Raw genomic sequence first — 17,508 nt, 5'->3', positions numbered from 1 at the left:
TAAATACTTCGATCACTGAAAATATCAAGCGTCCTCTTTATGCCCCTTTTCCTGTATACAGCTTACCTGATTTGATGACCAATACCACCTGATCAATGTTGTTAATATTCTCAATGGGATTTCCATTCAGAATAACAAGATTGGCTTTTTTCCCTTCTTCCAAGGTTCCTTCAGACTTCTCCATTGCAATTGCCTGAGCAGCATAAACTGTTGCTGCCTTTATCGCTTCCATTGGTGCAAAGCCACATTCATTAACCAACAACTTCATTTCTTCCTGCACGAATGTAGCCTGATCAGTATCCGAACCTGCCGAGATGGTTACCCCTGCCTTATGCGCTGCTTCTGTGATTCGCTTACACATCTCATATTTCCAATGCTGTTGCTGATTGCCTGCCACAAAATGTTTGTAGACGGAAACTGTTGCATCCAAAATCACCCCATTTTGTTTCATCTCTTCATACAGGTTTTCGACACCTAGCTTCTTGTATTCTTTATCCCAAAATGCGGTGTTGTCTTTTGATAAGTCTTGCTCCAACCAAGATTTGGGCAAATCCTTCTTTTCCGGATACTTTTCGTGTACCAGCATCGGTGAGTGCGAAACGGATACTACCCCAGCCCCAATAACCGCTGAGGGCTTGGTTGGAGGTAAAGCTGCATGTGCCCACACTTTAATCCCCTGTCTTGCTGCTTCTGTGCCTATTCCATCTATTTCGCTTTCAGTTAGATTTGCATACAGCTTGATACCCTTTGCTCCTGTTCCTCTTGCCTCAGCTACAGCCAAAGTCAAATCCGTATCATCTGCAATCTCTCTCATATAAGGCATCTTGCCACTTTCCCCTCCTTGTGCTGAAGCGATTGTCCTTGGATCACTGAAGAAAACTGTGCCTGCCATCAAGGCTGAATAGTATATGTCTGGTGATACAATATCTCCTACCAAAGCATCCCTTGAAAGACTTGACAATGCTCTGGTATCACCTGCCATATCCCTGACAGAAGTCACACCTGATAGCAACATTTCATGCAGTGTTTTTTCCGCATTTGCCCTAATCTCTTCTGTCGGGTTAGTCGCCAAATGCACATGCGTATCAATCAAGCCAGGTATAACGTATTTCCCTTTCATCCTTATAGCATGTAACGTATCATTTGCCACATATTCAGATGAAGGAAGTAAGCTGGAAATCTTGCCATCAGTAATGATAATGGTATAGTTATACAAGATTTCACCTTGCTCTACATCAACTATATTGACAGATTCAATGGCATAATTTCCTAAGGAAAGCTGTGCATTGGCTACTTGGCAAAACAAGAGCAATGCATAGAGAAAAGTAAGTTTGAGAAGTTTCATTCTGTTTAGTTTTTACGATGGATAGCCCTATTTCAGGCTGAAAAAATATTGAATTGAATAGCCTACTTATTACTCATCTTCATCTGATAAAGATCAAATCCTTCTGCCCAAAAGTCTTTTACTGTTTTCTCCAATTTGAACCCTACTTTCTCATAAAACCTATACGCCAGTTGGGATGTCCTGACCATAATGGTTTCTATTTCAGGATGACTATTTATTTCCTTTATCCGGTGAAGTAACAAGGCTTTCCCTATGCCTTTCCCTTGAACGTCCGGATGTACAAAATCCCATGAGATACGGGCTAACCGTTCAGACAGGAAATAATTAATCCCCCCAGCTCCAACGACTTGGTTATTTTCTTCCGCTACAAAATAACTTTCCAGCTCATTTTCGAGGTAATGGCGTAAATCAGCTTCTTCAGATACATCAAAATACTGCGGGGTATTAAGGCGAAGCAGTGCTATTACTTGTTGTTTGTCTTTTGTTGTGTAAGGTCTGATCATGTTTTTATTCCACTATTTTTTATACCGATAATGCCCAATCACCTTAAAATCAAAAAGCATATCCTCCATTACCTGTCCAGATCCGATATTATGCACTACCAGATTCCGCATGCCATCATCAGATTTCTGATCTACCAAAATGCCAATATGGGTTATAGCTCCACCAAGGTTCCAACAGACAATATCGCCTGACTGGTAATCTGATGGATTATCAGAAATGGCTAATACCTCTCCATGACGCTCAAAAAATTTCATCAGGTTAGGTACTCTCCTGTGGTCTATATTTTTGTCAGTAGTTTTCAGTCCCCATACCTTAGGGTACAAAGCAAAGTGTTTTGCCATATCCTCATGTACCGTACCTCCTTCTGAAGGTCAACACCCAATTTTCTATATGCCCTAATCACCACATCCGTACACACTCCTTTACCTTTTGGCACATCACCATTTGGATAAGTGATGGAAAAATAGCTAGGATCATAAACTACCTGATCCTGAGTTAAGGAAACTGTCACTTCCGCCAGATTTGAATAAAATGAATCCTGACTGAAACTTACTTGAAGAAAGGTCAAGTTTAAAATTACAAATAGGAGTGCTTTTAGTCTCATGGTAATCAAATGGTCATATTGTTTCCTTCTTAATCTTCTGTCTCGAGTATGGCTTGAATAAACTCACTATACTTTTCCTTCATTGGAAGATCATAATCAATACATATCTTTTTCTTTTCGCCCTGTACCACTTCTCCGGTTTTCGGATTTACACCGTCAGATGGATAGCTTTTCCAATATAATCCGACCCCTCTTTTTTGCCAATTTGGAAGATCATTGAAGTTGATACCGTTACTGAAAAGCAATTCATTTTTATCCGCAACTGACATTCCCTCCAGGTTTCGGGTTGCATTTTTCACCGATGCACCATTTTTTCTGAGGTTCCAATAGCAATGTGAATTCAGCGCATTCCTGAATGCATCTTCGTTTCTCCATCTGAAGTAATCAATCACATCTTCCTTTGTTGGCAACTGAGAAATCCTACAGTCAAAAGCTGCCACATCATTCAGTTGCATTGAAAATTTAGCACTGGCTTCTCCTGCCAACACCGAATTGTATTTTCTTAGCTTTCTTGAGAATACCGTTTCATTTTGGGCAAACAACAAGGAGATCTCATCACTCTCCGTATACCCATAGATCACTTTGAACCCGCATTGCATCAGGTGCTCTACTGTCTGTACCATATAATCCCTGAAACGTTCATCGAATGGTGCTTCAAACTGATGAACCTCTTTTGTCAGTCTTGTAAAATTTCGTCCGTCAATCCTTGCGACCATATATATTTTAGGCAGAACACAATAGTCGTGTGAGGTTTCAAATACCCTCATTTTCTTATCCAAATCGTCAAATTTCATCTTTCCATTTTTTGATTTCAAACATTCCATCCACGATCTCGACCTGATACAGCTCATCAAAACCTTCCTGAAAAGAAGGCAATTCCAGCTTTTTATAAGTAGATAAAATGCCTACTTCCGCAATTTTCTCCTTGCCTACTCGACCTTGATTTCTGAACAGGGAATCCTGTACAATGGACTTAAAAAAATAACCAATCACCTTATACTTTCTCTCCTTCAGTTTGGTGATATACCTTTGTCTCTCTTCTACAGTTGGGTTTGTATTGTCTACAACAAACCTTTGATGAAGCTCTATACACTTTTCTATAAATTGATTTTCCTTGTTTCTTGTATTGAGCAAATCCATACTGATCCTGACATGTGAATTAAAAAACCTTTCCTTATAGAATGTTGATTTCCCACTTGCCTGTATTCCAATAAAAATTATCCCCTCCATTAGTAATTGATCTTATTTTCCTTTCATCTCAAAAAATAACATACCTTTTTAGGAAAGGCTATTTATGTCAAAATATAATGCATAAAAAAAGCAATTGCTTTGGCATAAACTCCAATGCAATTGCTTTGATATATAACTACTCTTAGCTAAACTCTTATTTCTTTTGTGCTTTCTTTTCTAAATCAAAAAGGTCATTTAGCACATCTACTAACGCATCAGCATCATCCCTTTTACAAGCAGCTTTTAGTTGCAGTACAGGAATCTTGATAATCTTATTCATAATGCTAAGCGTAATCTTCTCCACCTTCTCTCTTTCTTCATCTGAAAGGTCTTTGATGCTTTTCGCAATTTCCTCTTGCCTAATCGCCTCCAAAGATTGCTTCAGCTTCTGAATTGTTGGAGAGAATACCATATTCTGTGCCCAAGAGCCAAACTCTTCAATTGACTCTCCAATAATACGCTCAACATCAGGCATTGCCTGTTTTCTTCTTTCCAAAGCTTTAGTTGCGCGAGTATTGATATCATCAATATCATATACCAACACACCTGGAATCGATTCTACGTCTGTGGCTACACTTCTTGGAACAGATAAATCCATAAAGCATTTGAATGCCAACACATCCAGATCCTTTACGTTTGCCTTGTCAAAGAAATCTGCTTTTGCTACAGATGAGATGATAACATCAGCTTCTTTTGCTGCCTTCCATATATTCTCAAATGGAATGGCTTCAAACTCACATTCATTTGCCAATTCTTCCGCCTTGGAGAAAGTACGGTTGGTAATCTGAACATTCGTGATGTCTGTATTTTGTAGGTTACGTACAACGTCTGCACCAATTTCGCCTACGCCTACTACTAATACTTTAGGATCTAGGAGATCGTTTGTTAACTCTTCCACCATCTCAACAGCTGCATACGATACAGATGCAGCGCCATCACGAAATGGTGTTTCCTGTGTCACTCTCTTATTAGTAAAGAACACCGTGTGCATCAGACGGTGCAAAAACGGTCCTGCCATTTCTGTATCCGCTGTCCACTGGTAAGAACGTTTGATCTGATTGGAGATCTGCAAATCACCAACAACCTGAGACTCTAGTCCCATTGATACCCTAAAAAGGTGCTGAAGCGCCTCGTGCTTGTTCGGTATATTCAGAAAGTACTGTGCATACTCCGAAGGGTCTAAGCCTTTCAAAGCACAAAGTAACTTGATCAGTTCTTCTGACTTATCATTTTCTGATGAATAATATACCTCTGTGCGGTTACAAGTAGACACTACTAGTGCTTCCTGAACTCCAAGGACTTCTTTGACTTTCTCCAACAAGGTACCGTATTCTCCTTCTCCTACAGAAAGAGACCCTCTTACTTCAAGTGGTGCTGACTTGTAAGAAAGCGATATGGCTTTAAAGTTGTTTTGCATCATCTCCTAGATTTAAGGCTTGCAGCAATCAGAAACTAACTCTGATGCAGGTTTTGAATGATAAATGAAATATCCTTCGTCTGCAAAACCAATGATTTTGGTCAACGGTTTTTCGTGCAAGAACATAAAACTCCAAACTCGCACAAATATAGCCAATTACAAGGAGGAATTCACTGCCCCAACTGCACGATGGGATAAAATTTAGATTGATTATAAATTATTAAGGGAGATTAGAATAAAAAATTAGCAGAATCCCATTGGATTCCTGAATTTTAAACTCCCAAACGATTAATCGACTACATGAAAAGACGTAACTACCATAACATGTCCATCAAAAGACTTGTACCCTTTATACTACTCACGGTATCCGTCATTGGTTACGCTGGTCAAGCGAGCGCACAAATTTCTGCTGTGCTAAAGACCGTAACGAATCAGGAAGAAGGAAAGCAAAGAGTAAGAAAACCGATCAAGCAAGAAAGTTTTCCAGATGACCACGAGTTTTACAAATTCAAGGAAATCGACGGTATTGAGTTCAGCTTAAGCTCTCCTTACCATACCTTGAAAACTCATTTTGACAACCTATCTCCTGAAAACTTTCACCCAGAGATTGCGGCACAAACAATAGTAGCTCCTAATTTGACCAAAAAGAAAAGACAGGAGATTGCTCAAAAGCTATTTCAAATATACTTAGCCAAAGGGAAGTACTTTTCTCCGGAGTCAATATCCAGAGACAAAAACTACGCTCCTGATGGTAGCAGCTCTCATAAGTATACTGTTTTTGAAGATATTCCTGAAATATATCTGGTCAAAAAAAATGACAAATGGGTATATGCAGACTTTACGGTCAGTCATATTGACGAACTTATAGAAGATGCTTACCCACTTCATACTTATACACTTGTTGACTTGGCTCAACAACTCAGCAACCAGTCTGGTCATCAGGTAATTCTTGGGCTGAAAGTCTGGCAGTATCTAGGAATTGCTTTAGTTACTTTGCTCGCATACCTGTCTTACCACTTCTTTTTGTTCATGTCCTTAAGGGTTATGCATGAAGTCTTCAAGAGATTTGGTTTCAAGCATATGGCTGACAGAGTGGTTCGCCCTACAGCAAAGCCTATTGGTTCCTTACTAGTATACCTTCTGCTGTTTTTCCTGCTTCCGGTGCTTCAATTACCAATGGGAATATGGAAGATTGTCACAATTACCCTAAAGGTATTGATGTATTATGCCCTGATAAAAGCCACACTCAGGCTCTCTTCTGGCGTATTGGATAAGGTTGAAACACGACTGAGTAGTGACAACAAACTATTGGAAAGACAGCTAATCCCTGTCATTAGGGTATTGACCAAATTGGTTATTTTAGTTTCAATTGTTATTCTGGCTTTGGATAGCTTTGACTATGACGTCACAGGACTACTTGCCGGTATTTCAATTGGTGGTTTGGCATTGGCATTGGCAGCCCAAGATACACTGAAGCACCTTTTTGGTTCGCTTATGATTTTCATTGACAAGCCTTTTAAAGTTGGCGACTGGGTTGTATCGAATAACGTCGATGGTACTGTTGAGGAAGTTGGTTTCCGTTCTACCCGAATAAGAACATTCCATGACTCAGTGGTCAGTGTGCCTAATGGCAAGATGTCTGACCTTGTAGTGGACAATATGGGTAGCAGAAAGTACCGTCGTTTCAACACTAAGATATCCATCACATATGATACGCCTCCTGATTTGATTGAGGTATTCGTAAAGGGATTGGAGGATATTGTCATGAAGCATCCAAATACACGAAAGGACTTTCATCAGATTCACCTCAATTCATTTGGCGCATCTTCATTGGATGTACTGTTTTATATCTTCTTTGAAGTACCTGACTGGGGAGCTGAACTTAAAGCCAGACACGAAGTCATGCTTGAGGTTATCAGATTGGCTGATGACTTGAATATCAGGTTTGCATTTCCTACTCAAACATTACATATGGAAACATTCCCTGGACAGTCCTCACTTACACCCACTTATGAGCAAAACCGTGATAATTGGGTCGAAATTGTTAACAACAGGAACTAGAAAAACTTCATCCGTACCCGAACTCAAAGCGTTTGCTGCACGTACATGAGCAGCAAACGCTTTTTTTTAGTACATATCAATATTTTAATGTAATTTTTATACTCTCTTTTCAAGACATCCTGTCAAAAGAGGAGGCGTAAATATTGAAAGTGCTGCGCTCCAAATCGTAAGAGCAAGACTGATTACTCAATATGGATGACACCCAAAAAACAACGTTGCAAGACAAGCTAGAAAAACTACAGGAGCAGCTGAACCTACTCAAAAATGAGTGGAAAACTCCAGATGCCAGACAACCTGACACTCGTGTAATGGGGTTGTTGGAAGAAGTGTTACATACACTTGATGAGAACAATATTTCCTCTGATACTTCCCTTTGGGAAACTATCAGCCAGAACCTGCTGCCCGCTTTGCAACTCAGCCAAAAAGGAGTTATACAAGAGGTTAATAGTGCTTTCTTTGAACTAACAGGCTTCAATACACAAGAAATTATTGGTGAAAATTTTTCTGATCTCATCATTACTTCTCAAGAGAATATTGCCATCACAGAACTCCCTACTTACTCTAAAGTAAGGCTGAAAAGCCATCATGGTATCCGTAATGTCAGCATTAGACTAATGAATGATGGAAACCATCTCATTTTACTATTGGAAGATATTACGGAGTATGTTGCAGCAGCTGAGAAATATAAACGTGATGACCAAGAGCTTCGTGATTTCTTTGCCCGTTCCAGTGACTTTATCCTTGTGTTTGATGAAATAGGCAACCTGCTATTTGTTAATGATACATGCTCCAATGCACTAGGGTACCCTGACAAAGAGATGGTAGAGAAAAACCTCTTTGAATTGCTAACAGACAATTCGGCTGAGGTTGACCTGCTCAAGATGAGGTTAAAGCGAGCTTGTGAAACAGGAAAACCCACTACTGTCAACCTTAGCATGGTAAGTCATGATCAAAACCAGATCAGCCTGAAAGGACAAGTAACTTGCCGCAAATCCTATAATTCGAAACAACCTAATATCTACAGGATGTTTCTAACCAACGTCACGGAACTGTTAGCTACTGAAAAGATCATCAACAAACAGGAAGCTCGTCTGGAAGCCATGTTTGAAAGTGGCAATCAGATCAAGTGGGTGATTGATCGTAACTTCAGACTTGTCAGATTCAACGAAAACTTTAGAAGAGCCTATAAGAATATATACGATGTAGATGTCTATAAAGGCATGCAAACACATGAGCTACATCTAGCTCGTAAAGACTTCTCTGGGTTTTGGGATATCCAGTACGCAAAAGCATTGGATGGTAACTCAAGACACTTTCAGTTACCCATCAAAACTCGTAATCATGAATCCCGTTGGCTAGATGTAGTATTTAGTCCTGTACGCTATGGCGACAGTGTCAAAGAAGTTTATGCCATCGCCCAAGATATTACCGAAGAGAAGCAAACTGAACTGGAACTGAAAGCAAGTGAAACCAAATTCAGCTCTGTCTTCAGTAGCTTGAGAGATGTGGTTTACTTCCAATCTGACCTGCAAGGCAATATCCTGATGGTAACGCCTTCTATCTATGAAATGACTGGATGGACTGCTGAAGAAGCTTCCACAATGTCTTTAGCCGATTTTTATGTCAGTGAAACAGCCATTAAGGAAGAAATAGCACCCAAACTACTTGTTGATAAAGAGATTAGAAATTATTCGCATAGGGTTATACACCGGAAAACAGGCGAAGAAAGGTATGTCTCTATTACTTTTTGGCTCTCCCGTAACCATGAAGGGAAACATGTTGTACAAGGTGTAGCCAAAGATATTACCGACCTCAGAAACATCAACATCAAGCTAGAAGAAGAGAAAGAGAAAGCTAAAGAAGCCTCTGAAGTAAAAAGGCAATTCTTATCCAAAATGAGCCATGAGATGCGCACTCCTCTCAATGGTATTATTGGTATCCTGCAACTAATGCAAGACACTCATTTGGATGATGAACAGCGCAAATACATCCGTACTATCATCAATTCTACCAATACGCTTCAAAGTATTATTGATGACATCTTGGATTGGTCAAAGATCGAAGCAGGACGAATGAAAATCGAGCCTGTACCTATTGATCCTAGGCTGACAATGGAAAAAGTGTATGATATCAACCTGCAATCGGCAAGGGAAAAAAACCTCCATTTCATCTGTGAAATTGATCCTACAACTCCTGAAGTAATTTTGGCAGACGAAATCCGTATTATACAGATTCTGAATAACCTTGTCAGTAATGCCATCAAATATACGAAGGAAGGCTCTGTTACAGTCAGGATGAAAGGCTCTCGTAAGTTCAAAAAACATATTCTTATGTTTGAAATTGAGGATACAGGTGTCGGAATCAGTGACAGGGACCGTACTTTAATGTTTGACAGCTACCTTCGATTAGACAATCCTTATTCCAAAATGCTAAAAGGAACAGGGCTTGGGCTTGCGATTGCTCGAGAGCTTTGCCACATGATGGAAGGAGAGATTTATGTCGAATCTGAACTTGGAAAAGGAAGTGTTTTCTGGTTTACAGTAGAGGCTGAAGATGCACAGGGTGCCGCTCCTACTAATCAGCCTGCAATAGAAGAAAATGCATTCAAGGAACGGTTCAAAAAGCCCCCTTCTATCCTTTTTGTAGATGACAATGCGACCAACAGAAAAGTTGGAAGGGCATTTCTTGAGAAAGCTGGCTGTTTGATTGAAGAGAGTGTGGATGGCGACGATGCCGTCAAGAAAGCTACTTCCAAAATGTATGACCTAATCATTATGGACATACAAATGCCTGTAAAGGATGGTGTAACGGCTACCAAAGAGCTAAGAGAGAAATATAACAAACTAGAACTACCCATTATTGCGCTAACAGCCTTTACCATGAAAGAGCAGATGGTAGAGTTTACAGCAGCAGGTATGAACGACGTTATCACCAAGCCTGTCAAAGCTGATGACCTTATCGGAATGGTCAAGAAATATTTACAGGAAAAACCCGAAAACAAAGATGTAATTCTGACAGAAGAGATTGTCAAGTCAACCCAACAGCAGGAGGAAACGATCTCCAATCAAGAGGCAGAAACTTCTGTTGAAAGTAAGGAACTAAACCTTAAAGACGACCTTTTGGACACTTCTAATGAAGTTGCATTGAGAGTAAGTACTGTAGCTGAACTGGCAAAATATGGAGGTACGGAAATCGTAAGAGATACTTTTGAAGGCTTTTTGGAAGAAACAGATGAGCTGATTGAAGAAATAAATACCGCTATGGCTACTAACGACCCTGAAGGAGTGCGAGCAAGTATGCATACTATTAAAGGGACTGCCGGTACACTTGGTGTTGAAAAACTAGCTCAAGCAGCTAAAAGTGGAGAGGGCAAACTAAAGGCAGGAGATGTATCTGACCTGAAAGAGGATGTTGACAAAGTTTTACTGTACTATAATGAATTCAAGGAGTTATACCAGAAATGGATGCCCCCTGAAGAATAGTATTTTTCTGTCCGTTCTGAGCCTATAAAACATCGTGCGTTAAGCTAAAAGGAGAAGAAAAAAAGTTATCTTTGTTGTACTAACCACTAAATATTTTATAAATTCTACAAGAATCGTATTGGTTTACAGATATTTCCAAAATTCAGGTCTATTTGATCTGCTTATATACACAGCGCCATCGTTGCCAGACCATCTTTGATCTGGCTTGCTGAATGGAATCCATCTTAACCGAACTAAAACCACAAACCCTTAAATCTATGGCAAAAAGAATATTGGTCGCCGAAGATAGTTCCGTTATTCAGAATATCACCAAAAAAGTTTTGCAGTTTCAGAACTATGAAATTGTCTCTGTTAAAAACGGACAGCAAGTGCTTGATAAGCTTGCAAAAGAAAACTTTGATGCTATCCTGCTGGATATCAGCATGCCTGTAATGGATGGAATGGAATGTGCCCGCAAAGTCAGGTCTCTAGACGATCCTTCCAAAGCAAAAATTCCAATTGTCGCTATTACAGGAAATGCCAAAAATTATACTATGGATGAGTTTAAGGCTGTAGGAATCGATATTTACCTCCAAAAGCCGCTTAACTTTGATAGTTTGGTGAACACCGTTAACCAAGTTACCAACAATTAAGCATTAGGACGATACTTGAGTTAGCCTGGCACCTGTCAGGCTTTTTTTATGCCTTTTGCTTCCTTGTAATTGTATATTTAGTAGAAATGGAATGAATTTTATATAAAAAAATTCAGAAGGTTTATTAAATTTTCGGCTTGTGGGCAAAGGTATGTCCTTACCTTTAAAGAAAATTGTGCATGAAACCGACGAAAAACCTACTGAATAAGATAGAAGATCTGTTTGCCGAAACAGACTATGTACTCCGATATGAAAAAGGTAGTTTTAAGTCTGGATATTGCATTCTGAAAAGTACCAAGGTTGTAGTAGTCAACAAATACTACTCAGTAGAAGGGAAAATTAATTCACTGACCGAAATACTCAGGCAACTGAAACCTGATATTGATGTGTCAAAGTTGTCAGAGAAAAATCAATCGCTGCTTGAGCAGTTACTGGCACAATAATTAATTCCTGAATCTTTTTTTATCCTAATCTATAAATAAAGCAGTGTCAGCTTGTCTATGGACAACTGGCAACCCATGATACTATGAAAGTTACCTTTTTGGGAACAGGAACATCACAAGGAGTTCCGACATTAACCTGTAACTGTGACGTATGCCGTTCGATAGATTTCAGAGACAAACGGCTCAGAACCTCTCTTCATATCATGACAGATGATGGGTTGAGCGTCGTATTGGATACAGGACCTGACTTCAGGCAACAGATGCTGAGAGAAAAAATACGTCACCTTGATGCTGTTGTTTTCACACACCAACACAAAGACCATACGGCAGGGTTAGATGATATTCGTGGATACTATTTTGCTCAGGAGCTTCAGCCTATCCCTGTTTATTGCACGCTCCCTGTTTTGGAACAGTTGAAACTAGAATACAACTACTTCTTTGCTGAGGAAAAGTATCCAGGAGTCCCTTCGGTAGACATACATATGATTGATCGTGATACCAACTTTAATATTGGTGATACAACCTTCAACCCCATAGAAGTACTACATGGTAAGATGCGAGTATTAGGCTTTAGAATTGGTAATTTCACCTATATCACGGATGCCAATAAAATAGAGCCTGACCAAATGGATAAAATTAGAGGAACTGAGATATTGGTACTGAATGCACTACACCATGAGAAGCACTACTCACACTTCACGTTAGAAGAAGCATTGGAAATTGTAGCTGAAATACAGCCAAAACAAGCTTATTTCACTCATATTAGCCATAGTCTAGGACTACATAAGGACGTGGAAGAATCACTTCCTGATGGCGTTCACCTTGCATACGATGGGTTACAGATAACGATTTAAACTAAAACCAAATATCCTTATTTAGATGAATATTGAAATTGAATCAATCATTGAAATTGCAGAAGCTGCAGGTCAAGCAATCATGAACATTTATGACGACCCTCAGTCTGACTTTGGTATTGAGAAGAAAGATGACAACTCTCCTCTTACAAAAGCGGATAAGGCAGCGCATGTAGTGATTGAAAAAGCATTAGTAAACCTCTCTTCAAATATTCCTGTACTTTCAGAAGAAGGAGGTCTACCAGATTATGAAACCCGTAAAAACTGGACACAATATTGGATGGTTGATCCATTGGATGGAACCAAAGAGTTTATCAAGAAAAATGGTGAATTTACTGTTAATATCGCCTTGATTGAAAACAACCTTCCTGTAATGGGAGTGGTTCATGTTCCTGCCAAGGGTATTACATACTACGCTGAAATTGGTATGGGCTCTTTTAAGAGAGTCAATGGTGAGGATACTCAGTTATTTGTAAGGAAAGCTACAGAAAATATTGTTGCTGTCAGAAGCAAATCACATGCTGCTCCAGAAGAGGAAGAAGTACTTGCTCGCTACAATGTATCAGACAGTATTTCTGTAGGAAGTTCCCTTAAGTTCTGTATGGTTGCTGAAGGCAAAGCAGATGTCTACTACAGACATGGACCTACAATGGAATGGGACACTGCCGCTGGACAAGCAGTTGTAATGGCAGCAGGAGGAAAAGTCTATAAAGGAAATACGGAAGAAGAGCTATTTACTTACACTAAAGAAAATCTGCTAAACTCCAGTTTCCTTTGCTTAGGGCTATAATTGAGTTTTTCTTTATAAATAAAAAGCTCTCATCACAGACACAGACTAGTGATGAGAGCTTTTTTATCTCTACTCTCCTATCATAATAAACCCTCCCCAATAATATGGTCTTCTATATTTCTGTTTGAGCTGCAATTGGGCTTCTCTAAATGCTTTACGCTTATCTCCAGTCTTCATCCACTGCTGATAAAAAGCGGTCATCAGTTCTTGCGTTGCGAAATCGTCCACTTGCCACAAACTAATAAGTACAGCATCCGCTCCTGCTATCGTAAATGCTCTTTCCAAGCCATATACTCCTTCACCTGTTTCAACCTGACCGAGCCCTGTTTCACAAGCGGATAACACCACCAATTCTGTATTTTCAAGGTCTAGATGCATAGCCTCATATGCTGTCAGAATACCATCCTCTACATCATACTTTTGTTCTGCTCTGAAATAGGTTTGCGCACCAGCCATTACCAGACCTGAGCGCAACATCGCCTCAGTCAAATCCTGCTTGGTTATGGAATCACTTTTCATAAAAAAGCCATGTGTCGCTATATGCAATACTCTTGGACTCTTAACGGCCTTTACCTCTTCCTCCAATGCTTCTTTACCAAAGTGGGTTGTTACTTTCCAACCTTCTTGTTGCAGTATTTTTTCAATATCATGAACCTCTTTTTCTGTACCAGGCAAGTCTTCAAAGTAGTATTCCTTCCAAATGCCACCAAACCTTACCCCTGCATTCCTTTCTCCACTTTGTGACGCCAACATCATATGTTCTGCCTTCTGTAACTCAAAAGAAGGTCTTCCAAACAATACAGCCTCTTCTATTGCTCCTGAAGGCTCTACTTTTGCCTGTTTGAGACTAACAATATCACGTGTACTGGTTATTCTATGGATATCTGCTTCATCCAATTGGTATTGTTTGGTAATTGTATTTTCAAGAATTGCTGGATTAAGCTGATTATAAACCCCATCAGCAGCCATATAAATATGCTGTGCATCAGGTTGTAATTGTTGAATTTTCTTCCATATAGGCTGCCAATAAGCTGAATAAAGGTCTATTTTGTTATCTACAAGAATAAGTCCCCTACTTGCTCCCGAAACATATCCTGAGTACTGCTTAAAGTACTGTTGTTCCATCTTATCACCATCTGACAGTACTACCGCTACAGGCATCTCAACTTCAGGTGTGATGATAAATGCAGTATAGTAGATTTGGCTACCAGTTGTTTTTTCATCTCTGTAGCTCATTCTAACCAACTCAACAGCTACTTCACCTTGTGCTAAAGACTTTTGAATGTCCTCCCATGTAGTTTCTTGCTCCTCTACTGAAGCCCTAAAACTTTCTGATCGCAGAGAAAGGTACTTCTCAAGCTTGTTGGCTTGCCGTTTCAGCTCACGAAGGCTCACCCCTTGTTTTTTACGCTCTTCAGCGCTCAGGTTTCCAACACGGGCAATTTGTTCCTGTACCGACTGCCACTTATGATACTCCTCTATCAGTTTAGGAGAGCCACTTTTCAATATACGGTGCTTGATTCCTTGCACACTATTCAAGAGAAAGCCTTTTAAAGCCAACTGTATCTCAAATCGGGATTCCAGCAAAGAATCAGACCACTTATTGGTCTGTTCAATAAAAATATGGTCAAGGTTCTCAAAAAATCCCTGATTGGCTTCCAAAAACTGTTTCTTCTCCGCTTCACTACTTCCCCCTAACTCATTCTTATACTCCGAAAGCTTAATCTTTGCAGCTTGAACCATCATGGATTCAGCCATTTGATACTGTCCTGTTTTACGGTATAGCTCAGCTAGTTGGTGTAAACTTTCAGCATATGAAGGGTGAGTGGTATTTAATGTTTCTTTTTTAAGCTCTAAAGCTTGCTGGTAAAGGCTTTCAGCAGATCCATACTTTCCCATTTTCTGATATAGCCCTGCCAAATTATGCAAGCTTTCAGCATATGCCGGATGGTGTGTTCCAAGCACCTTACCCCTAATAAACATCGCTTCTTTATACAAGCTCTCAGCATCACTCCACCTTCCAGTGTTACTGTACAACAATGACAAGTCATTCAATCCTTCGGCATATGCAGGGTGTATACGTCCCAAGCTTTTTTCCTTAACAGCCAATGATTCTTTAAAAAGTGGCTCAGCCTTATCATAATCACCTTCCCTGAAATAAAGAGTGGCTAACCTGCCTAAACTTTGTGCATATGCAGGGTGTGAAGTTCCCAATATACTTTCCCTAAACCTAAGTGCTTTCTTGAACAGGTATTCTGCTGTATCAAACCTACCCAAATCCTGATTCAGTATCGCTAACCTGTGTAAGCTTCCCGCATAGGCAGGATGGTACATTCCCAACTGCTCTCTATTAATTTTCTGTGCAGTGGTATAAAGTGGTTCCGCTTCCTCATACCTTGCCATACTTCTGTATAAGTCACCCAAGCTATTTAAGCTTTCAGCATACTCCGGGTGCCAATAACCTAGCTTGCGTGCCTTTATTTCCATAGCTTCTTTATAAAGAGGCTCTGCTTCCTGATAGCGTCCCATCTCAGTATATAATACTGCCAGGTTAGAAATACTTTTGGCATAGGTCGTATGGTCTTTTCCATTAACCCTTTCTTTCAATGTTATGGCCTCCTTAAACCTCTGCTCCGCTTCAGGGTATAAACCCATTCTCTGATAAAGCTCAGCCAAGTTTCGTAAGCTATTGGTATAATACAAATGCTCTTTACCAAATGACGCTTCTGCTATTTCCAATGCCTTCTTGTACAGCTGTTCAGCCTTCTTGTATAATCCTTTTTCTTGGCAAAGCATCCCCAAGTTATGTAGACTTGCTCCATACTCAGGGGTTTCTCGTCCATAAATGGAGTCTTTCAATTGTAAGGCTCTCACCAACATATCTTCCGACTTGGCATAATCACCCGTCGTCATATAAAGCAACCCCAGATTATTCAAAGTACTTGCATACTCCTTATCTTCTTCTCCCAGAACTGTCTTTACTAACTCTAACGTCTCACTAAAAGCCGTTTCCGCTTCCTTATAGCGCCCCATACTTTTGTAGAGCATCGCTAGGTTATTCTTCGTTCTGATATAATAAGGATGTTCCTTTCCCGGTGCAAGCGTAACGATTTCCAAAGCTGACTCAAACAATGGTTCTGCCTCTTTGTACCGTTCCAGTCCAAAGTAGAGTAAACCTAAATTATTCAGTGTCTGGGCATAACTGGAGCTATCCTTACCTTCCGACTGCTCCTTCAGGTAAAGCAATTCCTGATATCCCGTCTCAGCTTTATCGTTAAGGTTGGCTTTTTTATAAATATTGATGGTCCACTTAAGGGCTTCCAAATAATGGGGGTGCTTGGTTCCCAATTTCTCTGCGGCTTGTGCCAGATATTGTTCTGCAAAAGCGGATGCTTCCGTATACTTTCCAGCACGGCAGAGTTCATTGATTTGTTGATTTAGTTCTCCGATACTTTTTTGCGCATGTACAGGCACAATGAGCAGCATCAGCAGATAAAAGGAAAACAGCGTTCTCATGGTTATTAAAGGTGAAGTCAGGTAAAAGGAATAGGGCTTAATTGTATAGTATTCGTAAATGTGATGCAGCAACACTATTCTAGTCTCTAAAATCATGCAAGAATCGCAGAGTCATGAAGAAAAAGGTTAAAGAATAATTCTTCGTTGCTTAATAGATTCACTAGAAGATTCACCACAGTAATGTGGCAAGACCTAGTTTTATTACAATTTCAGAATAAAATGGGTATAAGGTCAAATATTGAACTAAAAAAAGAACGGGATGTTTAAATACACTCTTTCTTACAACTCCGAATTAAGAAAATTATAACCTAATACCTTACACAATAGCCCTTAAGCAAAAACAATTATTCATTAGCTACGGTAAAACTAGGTACAACATTTTTAAAACATATAACAATGCACCTCCTGACGGGTATATTTTGAGGGATTCAGGCTAGTAATTCTTAGGAAAGAAAGCATTACAGACCCATTTTATAAGGTAAAAAGAAGGATTTATTTTACCTTTAGAAGGTATTTGAATCTATTTTTTAAATTTATTCACAATTTTACTGACTTAAACTGACAAGCAGCACCAAAAAAGCTCGTTGCTCAAATACACTAAAACCGATTAAGAGTACCATACATATGATC

The 17,508-nt window shown here is 39.7% G+C and carries 14 protein-coding genes; 6 read left to right on the top strand and 8 right to left on the bottom strand.

What is annotated here, in order from left to right; all coding sequences use genetic code 11:
* Positions 1-37: 37 nt before the first annotated feature.
* The 7 genes from V6R21_RS31485 to hemA all read right to left on the bottom strand — a co-directional run bounded on the left by V6R21_RS31485 (position 38) and on the right by hemA (position 5,100).
* Complete coding sequence (locus tag V6R21_RS31485) at positions 38-1,345, bottom strand: amidohydrolase family protein (protein WP_334247449.1); 1,308 nt, start codon at positions 1,343-1,345, stop codon at positions 38-40.
* A 62-nt stretch (positions 1,346-1,407) separates the two neighbouring features.
* Positions 1,408-1,848 (bottom strand): GNAT family N-acetyltransferase, encoded by a 441-nt coding sequence (locus V6R21_RS31480; RefSeq protein WP_334247448.1) that lies wholly within the window; start codon positions 1,846-1,848, stop codon positions 1,408-1,410.
* A gap of 12 nt (positions 1,849-1,860) precedes the next feature.
* Entirely contained in the window at positions 1,861-2,190 is a 330-nt protein-coding gene (locus V6R21_RS31475; protein ID WP_334247447.1) for a DUF1287 domain-containing protein, read from the bottom strand.
* Positions 2,148-2,453, bottom strand: coding sequence for a DUF1287 domain-containing protein (locus V6R21_RS31470; protein WP_334247446.1), 306 nt, complete (start codon positions 2,451-2,453; stop codon positions 2,148-2,150). The genes V6R21_RS31475 and V6R21_RS31470 overlap by 43 nt, the downstream gene beginning before the upstream one ends.
* A gap of 29 nt (positions 2,454-2,482) precedes the next feature.
* The gene (locus V6R21_RS31465) at positions 2,483-3,247 is read right to left on the bottom strand and encodes a tRNA(His) guanylyltransferase Thg1 family protein (RefSeq protein WP_334247445.1); all 765 of its coding nucleotides are present in this window, start codon (positions 3,245-3,247) and stop codon (positions 2,483-2,485) included.
* Positions 3,237-3,683 carry an ATP-binding protein gene (locus V6R21_RS31460; protein WP_334247444.1) on the bottom strand — a complete coding sequence of 149 codons (447 nt, stop codon included), beginning with the start codon at positions 3,681-3,683 and terminating at the stop codon, positions 3,237-3,239. The genes V6R21_RS31465 and V6R21_RS31460 overlap by 11 nt, the downstream gene beginning before the upstream one ends.
* A gap of 154 nt (positions 3,684-3,837) precedes the next feature.
* Positions 3,838-5,100 carry a glutamyl-tRNA reductase gene (hemA, locus tag V6R21_RS31455; RefSeq protein ID WP_334247443.1) on the bottom strand — a complete coding sequence of 421 codons (1,263 nt, stop codon included), beginning with the start codon at positions 5,098-5,100 and terminating at the stop codon, positions 3,838-3,840.
* 300 nt (positions 5,101-5,400) lie between these two features.
* Here hemA and V6R21_RS31450 point away from each other — a divergent pair, with 300 nt between their 5' ends.
* The 6 genes from V6R21_RS31450 (at position 5,401) to cysQ (ending at position 13,362) form a co-directional block, all read left to right on the top strand.
* A complete protein-coding gene (locus tag V6R21_RS31450; protein WP_334247442.1) occupies positions 5,401-7,161 on the top strand; it encodes a mechanosensitive ion channel family protein in 1,761 nt (586 codons plus the stop codon).
* Positions 7,162-7,352: 191 nt separating this feature from the next.
* Entirely contained in the window at positions 7,353-10,643 is a 3,291-nt protein-coding gene (locus tag V6R21_RS31445) for a PAS domain-containing hybrid sensor histidine kinase/response regulator (RefSeq protein ID WP_334247441.1), read from the top strand.
* Positions 10,644-10,900: 257 nt separating this feature from the next.
* Positions 10,901-11,275 carry a response regulator gene (locus V6R21_RS31440; protein WP_334247440.1) on the top strand — a complete coding sequence of 125 codons (375 nt, stop codon included), beginning with the start codon at positions 10,901-10,903 and terminating at the stop codon, positions 11,273-11,275.
* A 179-nt stretch (positions 11,276-11,454) separates the two neighbouring features.
* The gene (locus V6R21_RS31435) at positions 11,455-11,718 is read left to right on the top strand and encodes a hypothetical protein (RefSeq protein ID WP_334247439.1); all 264 of its coding nucleotides are present in this window, start codon (positions 11,455-11,457) and stop codon (positions 11,716-11,718) included.
* Between the two features lie 83 nt (positions 11,719-11,801).
* Entirely contained in the window at positions 11,802-12,572 is a 771-nt protein-coding gene (locus V6R21_RS31430; RefSeq protein WP_334247438.1) for an MBL fold metallo-hydrolase, read from the top strand.
* Positions 12,573-12,597: 25 nt separating this feature from the next.
* The gene (gene cysQ / locus V6R21_RS31425) at positions 12,598-13,362 is read left to right on the top strand and encodes a 3'(2'),5'-bisphosphate nucleotidase CysQ (protein WP_334247437.1); all 765 of its coding nucleotides are present in this window, start codon (positions 12,598-12,600) and stop codon (positions 13,360-13,362) included.
* A 69-nt stretch (positions 13,363-13,431) separates the two neighbouring features.
* On the opposite strand, the gene V6R21_RS31420 is transcribed toward cysQ, so the two are convergent.
* Positions 13,432-16,878, bottom strand: coding sequence for a tetratricopeptide repeat protein (locus tag V6R21_RS31420; RefSeq protein WP_334247436.1), 3,447 nt, complete (start codon positions 16,876-16,878; stop codon positions 13,432-13,434).
* Positions 16,879-17,508: the final 630 nt, after the last annotated feature.

Origin of the sequence: Limibacter armeniacum, assembly GCF_036880985.1 — a bacterium.
In the GTDB taxonomy this organism is placed as follows: Bacteria; Bacteroidota; Bacteroidia; order Cytophagales; family Flammeovirgaceae; genus Limibacter; species Limibacter armeniacum.
Note: the sequence above shows the minus strand (reverse complement) of the source record. Positions and strands in the feature narration are given on the sequence as shown.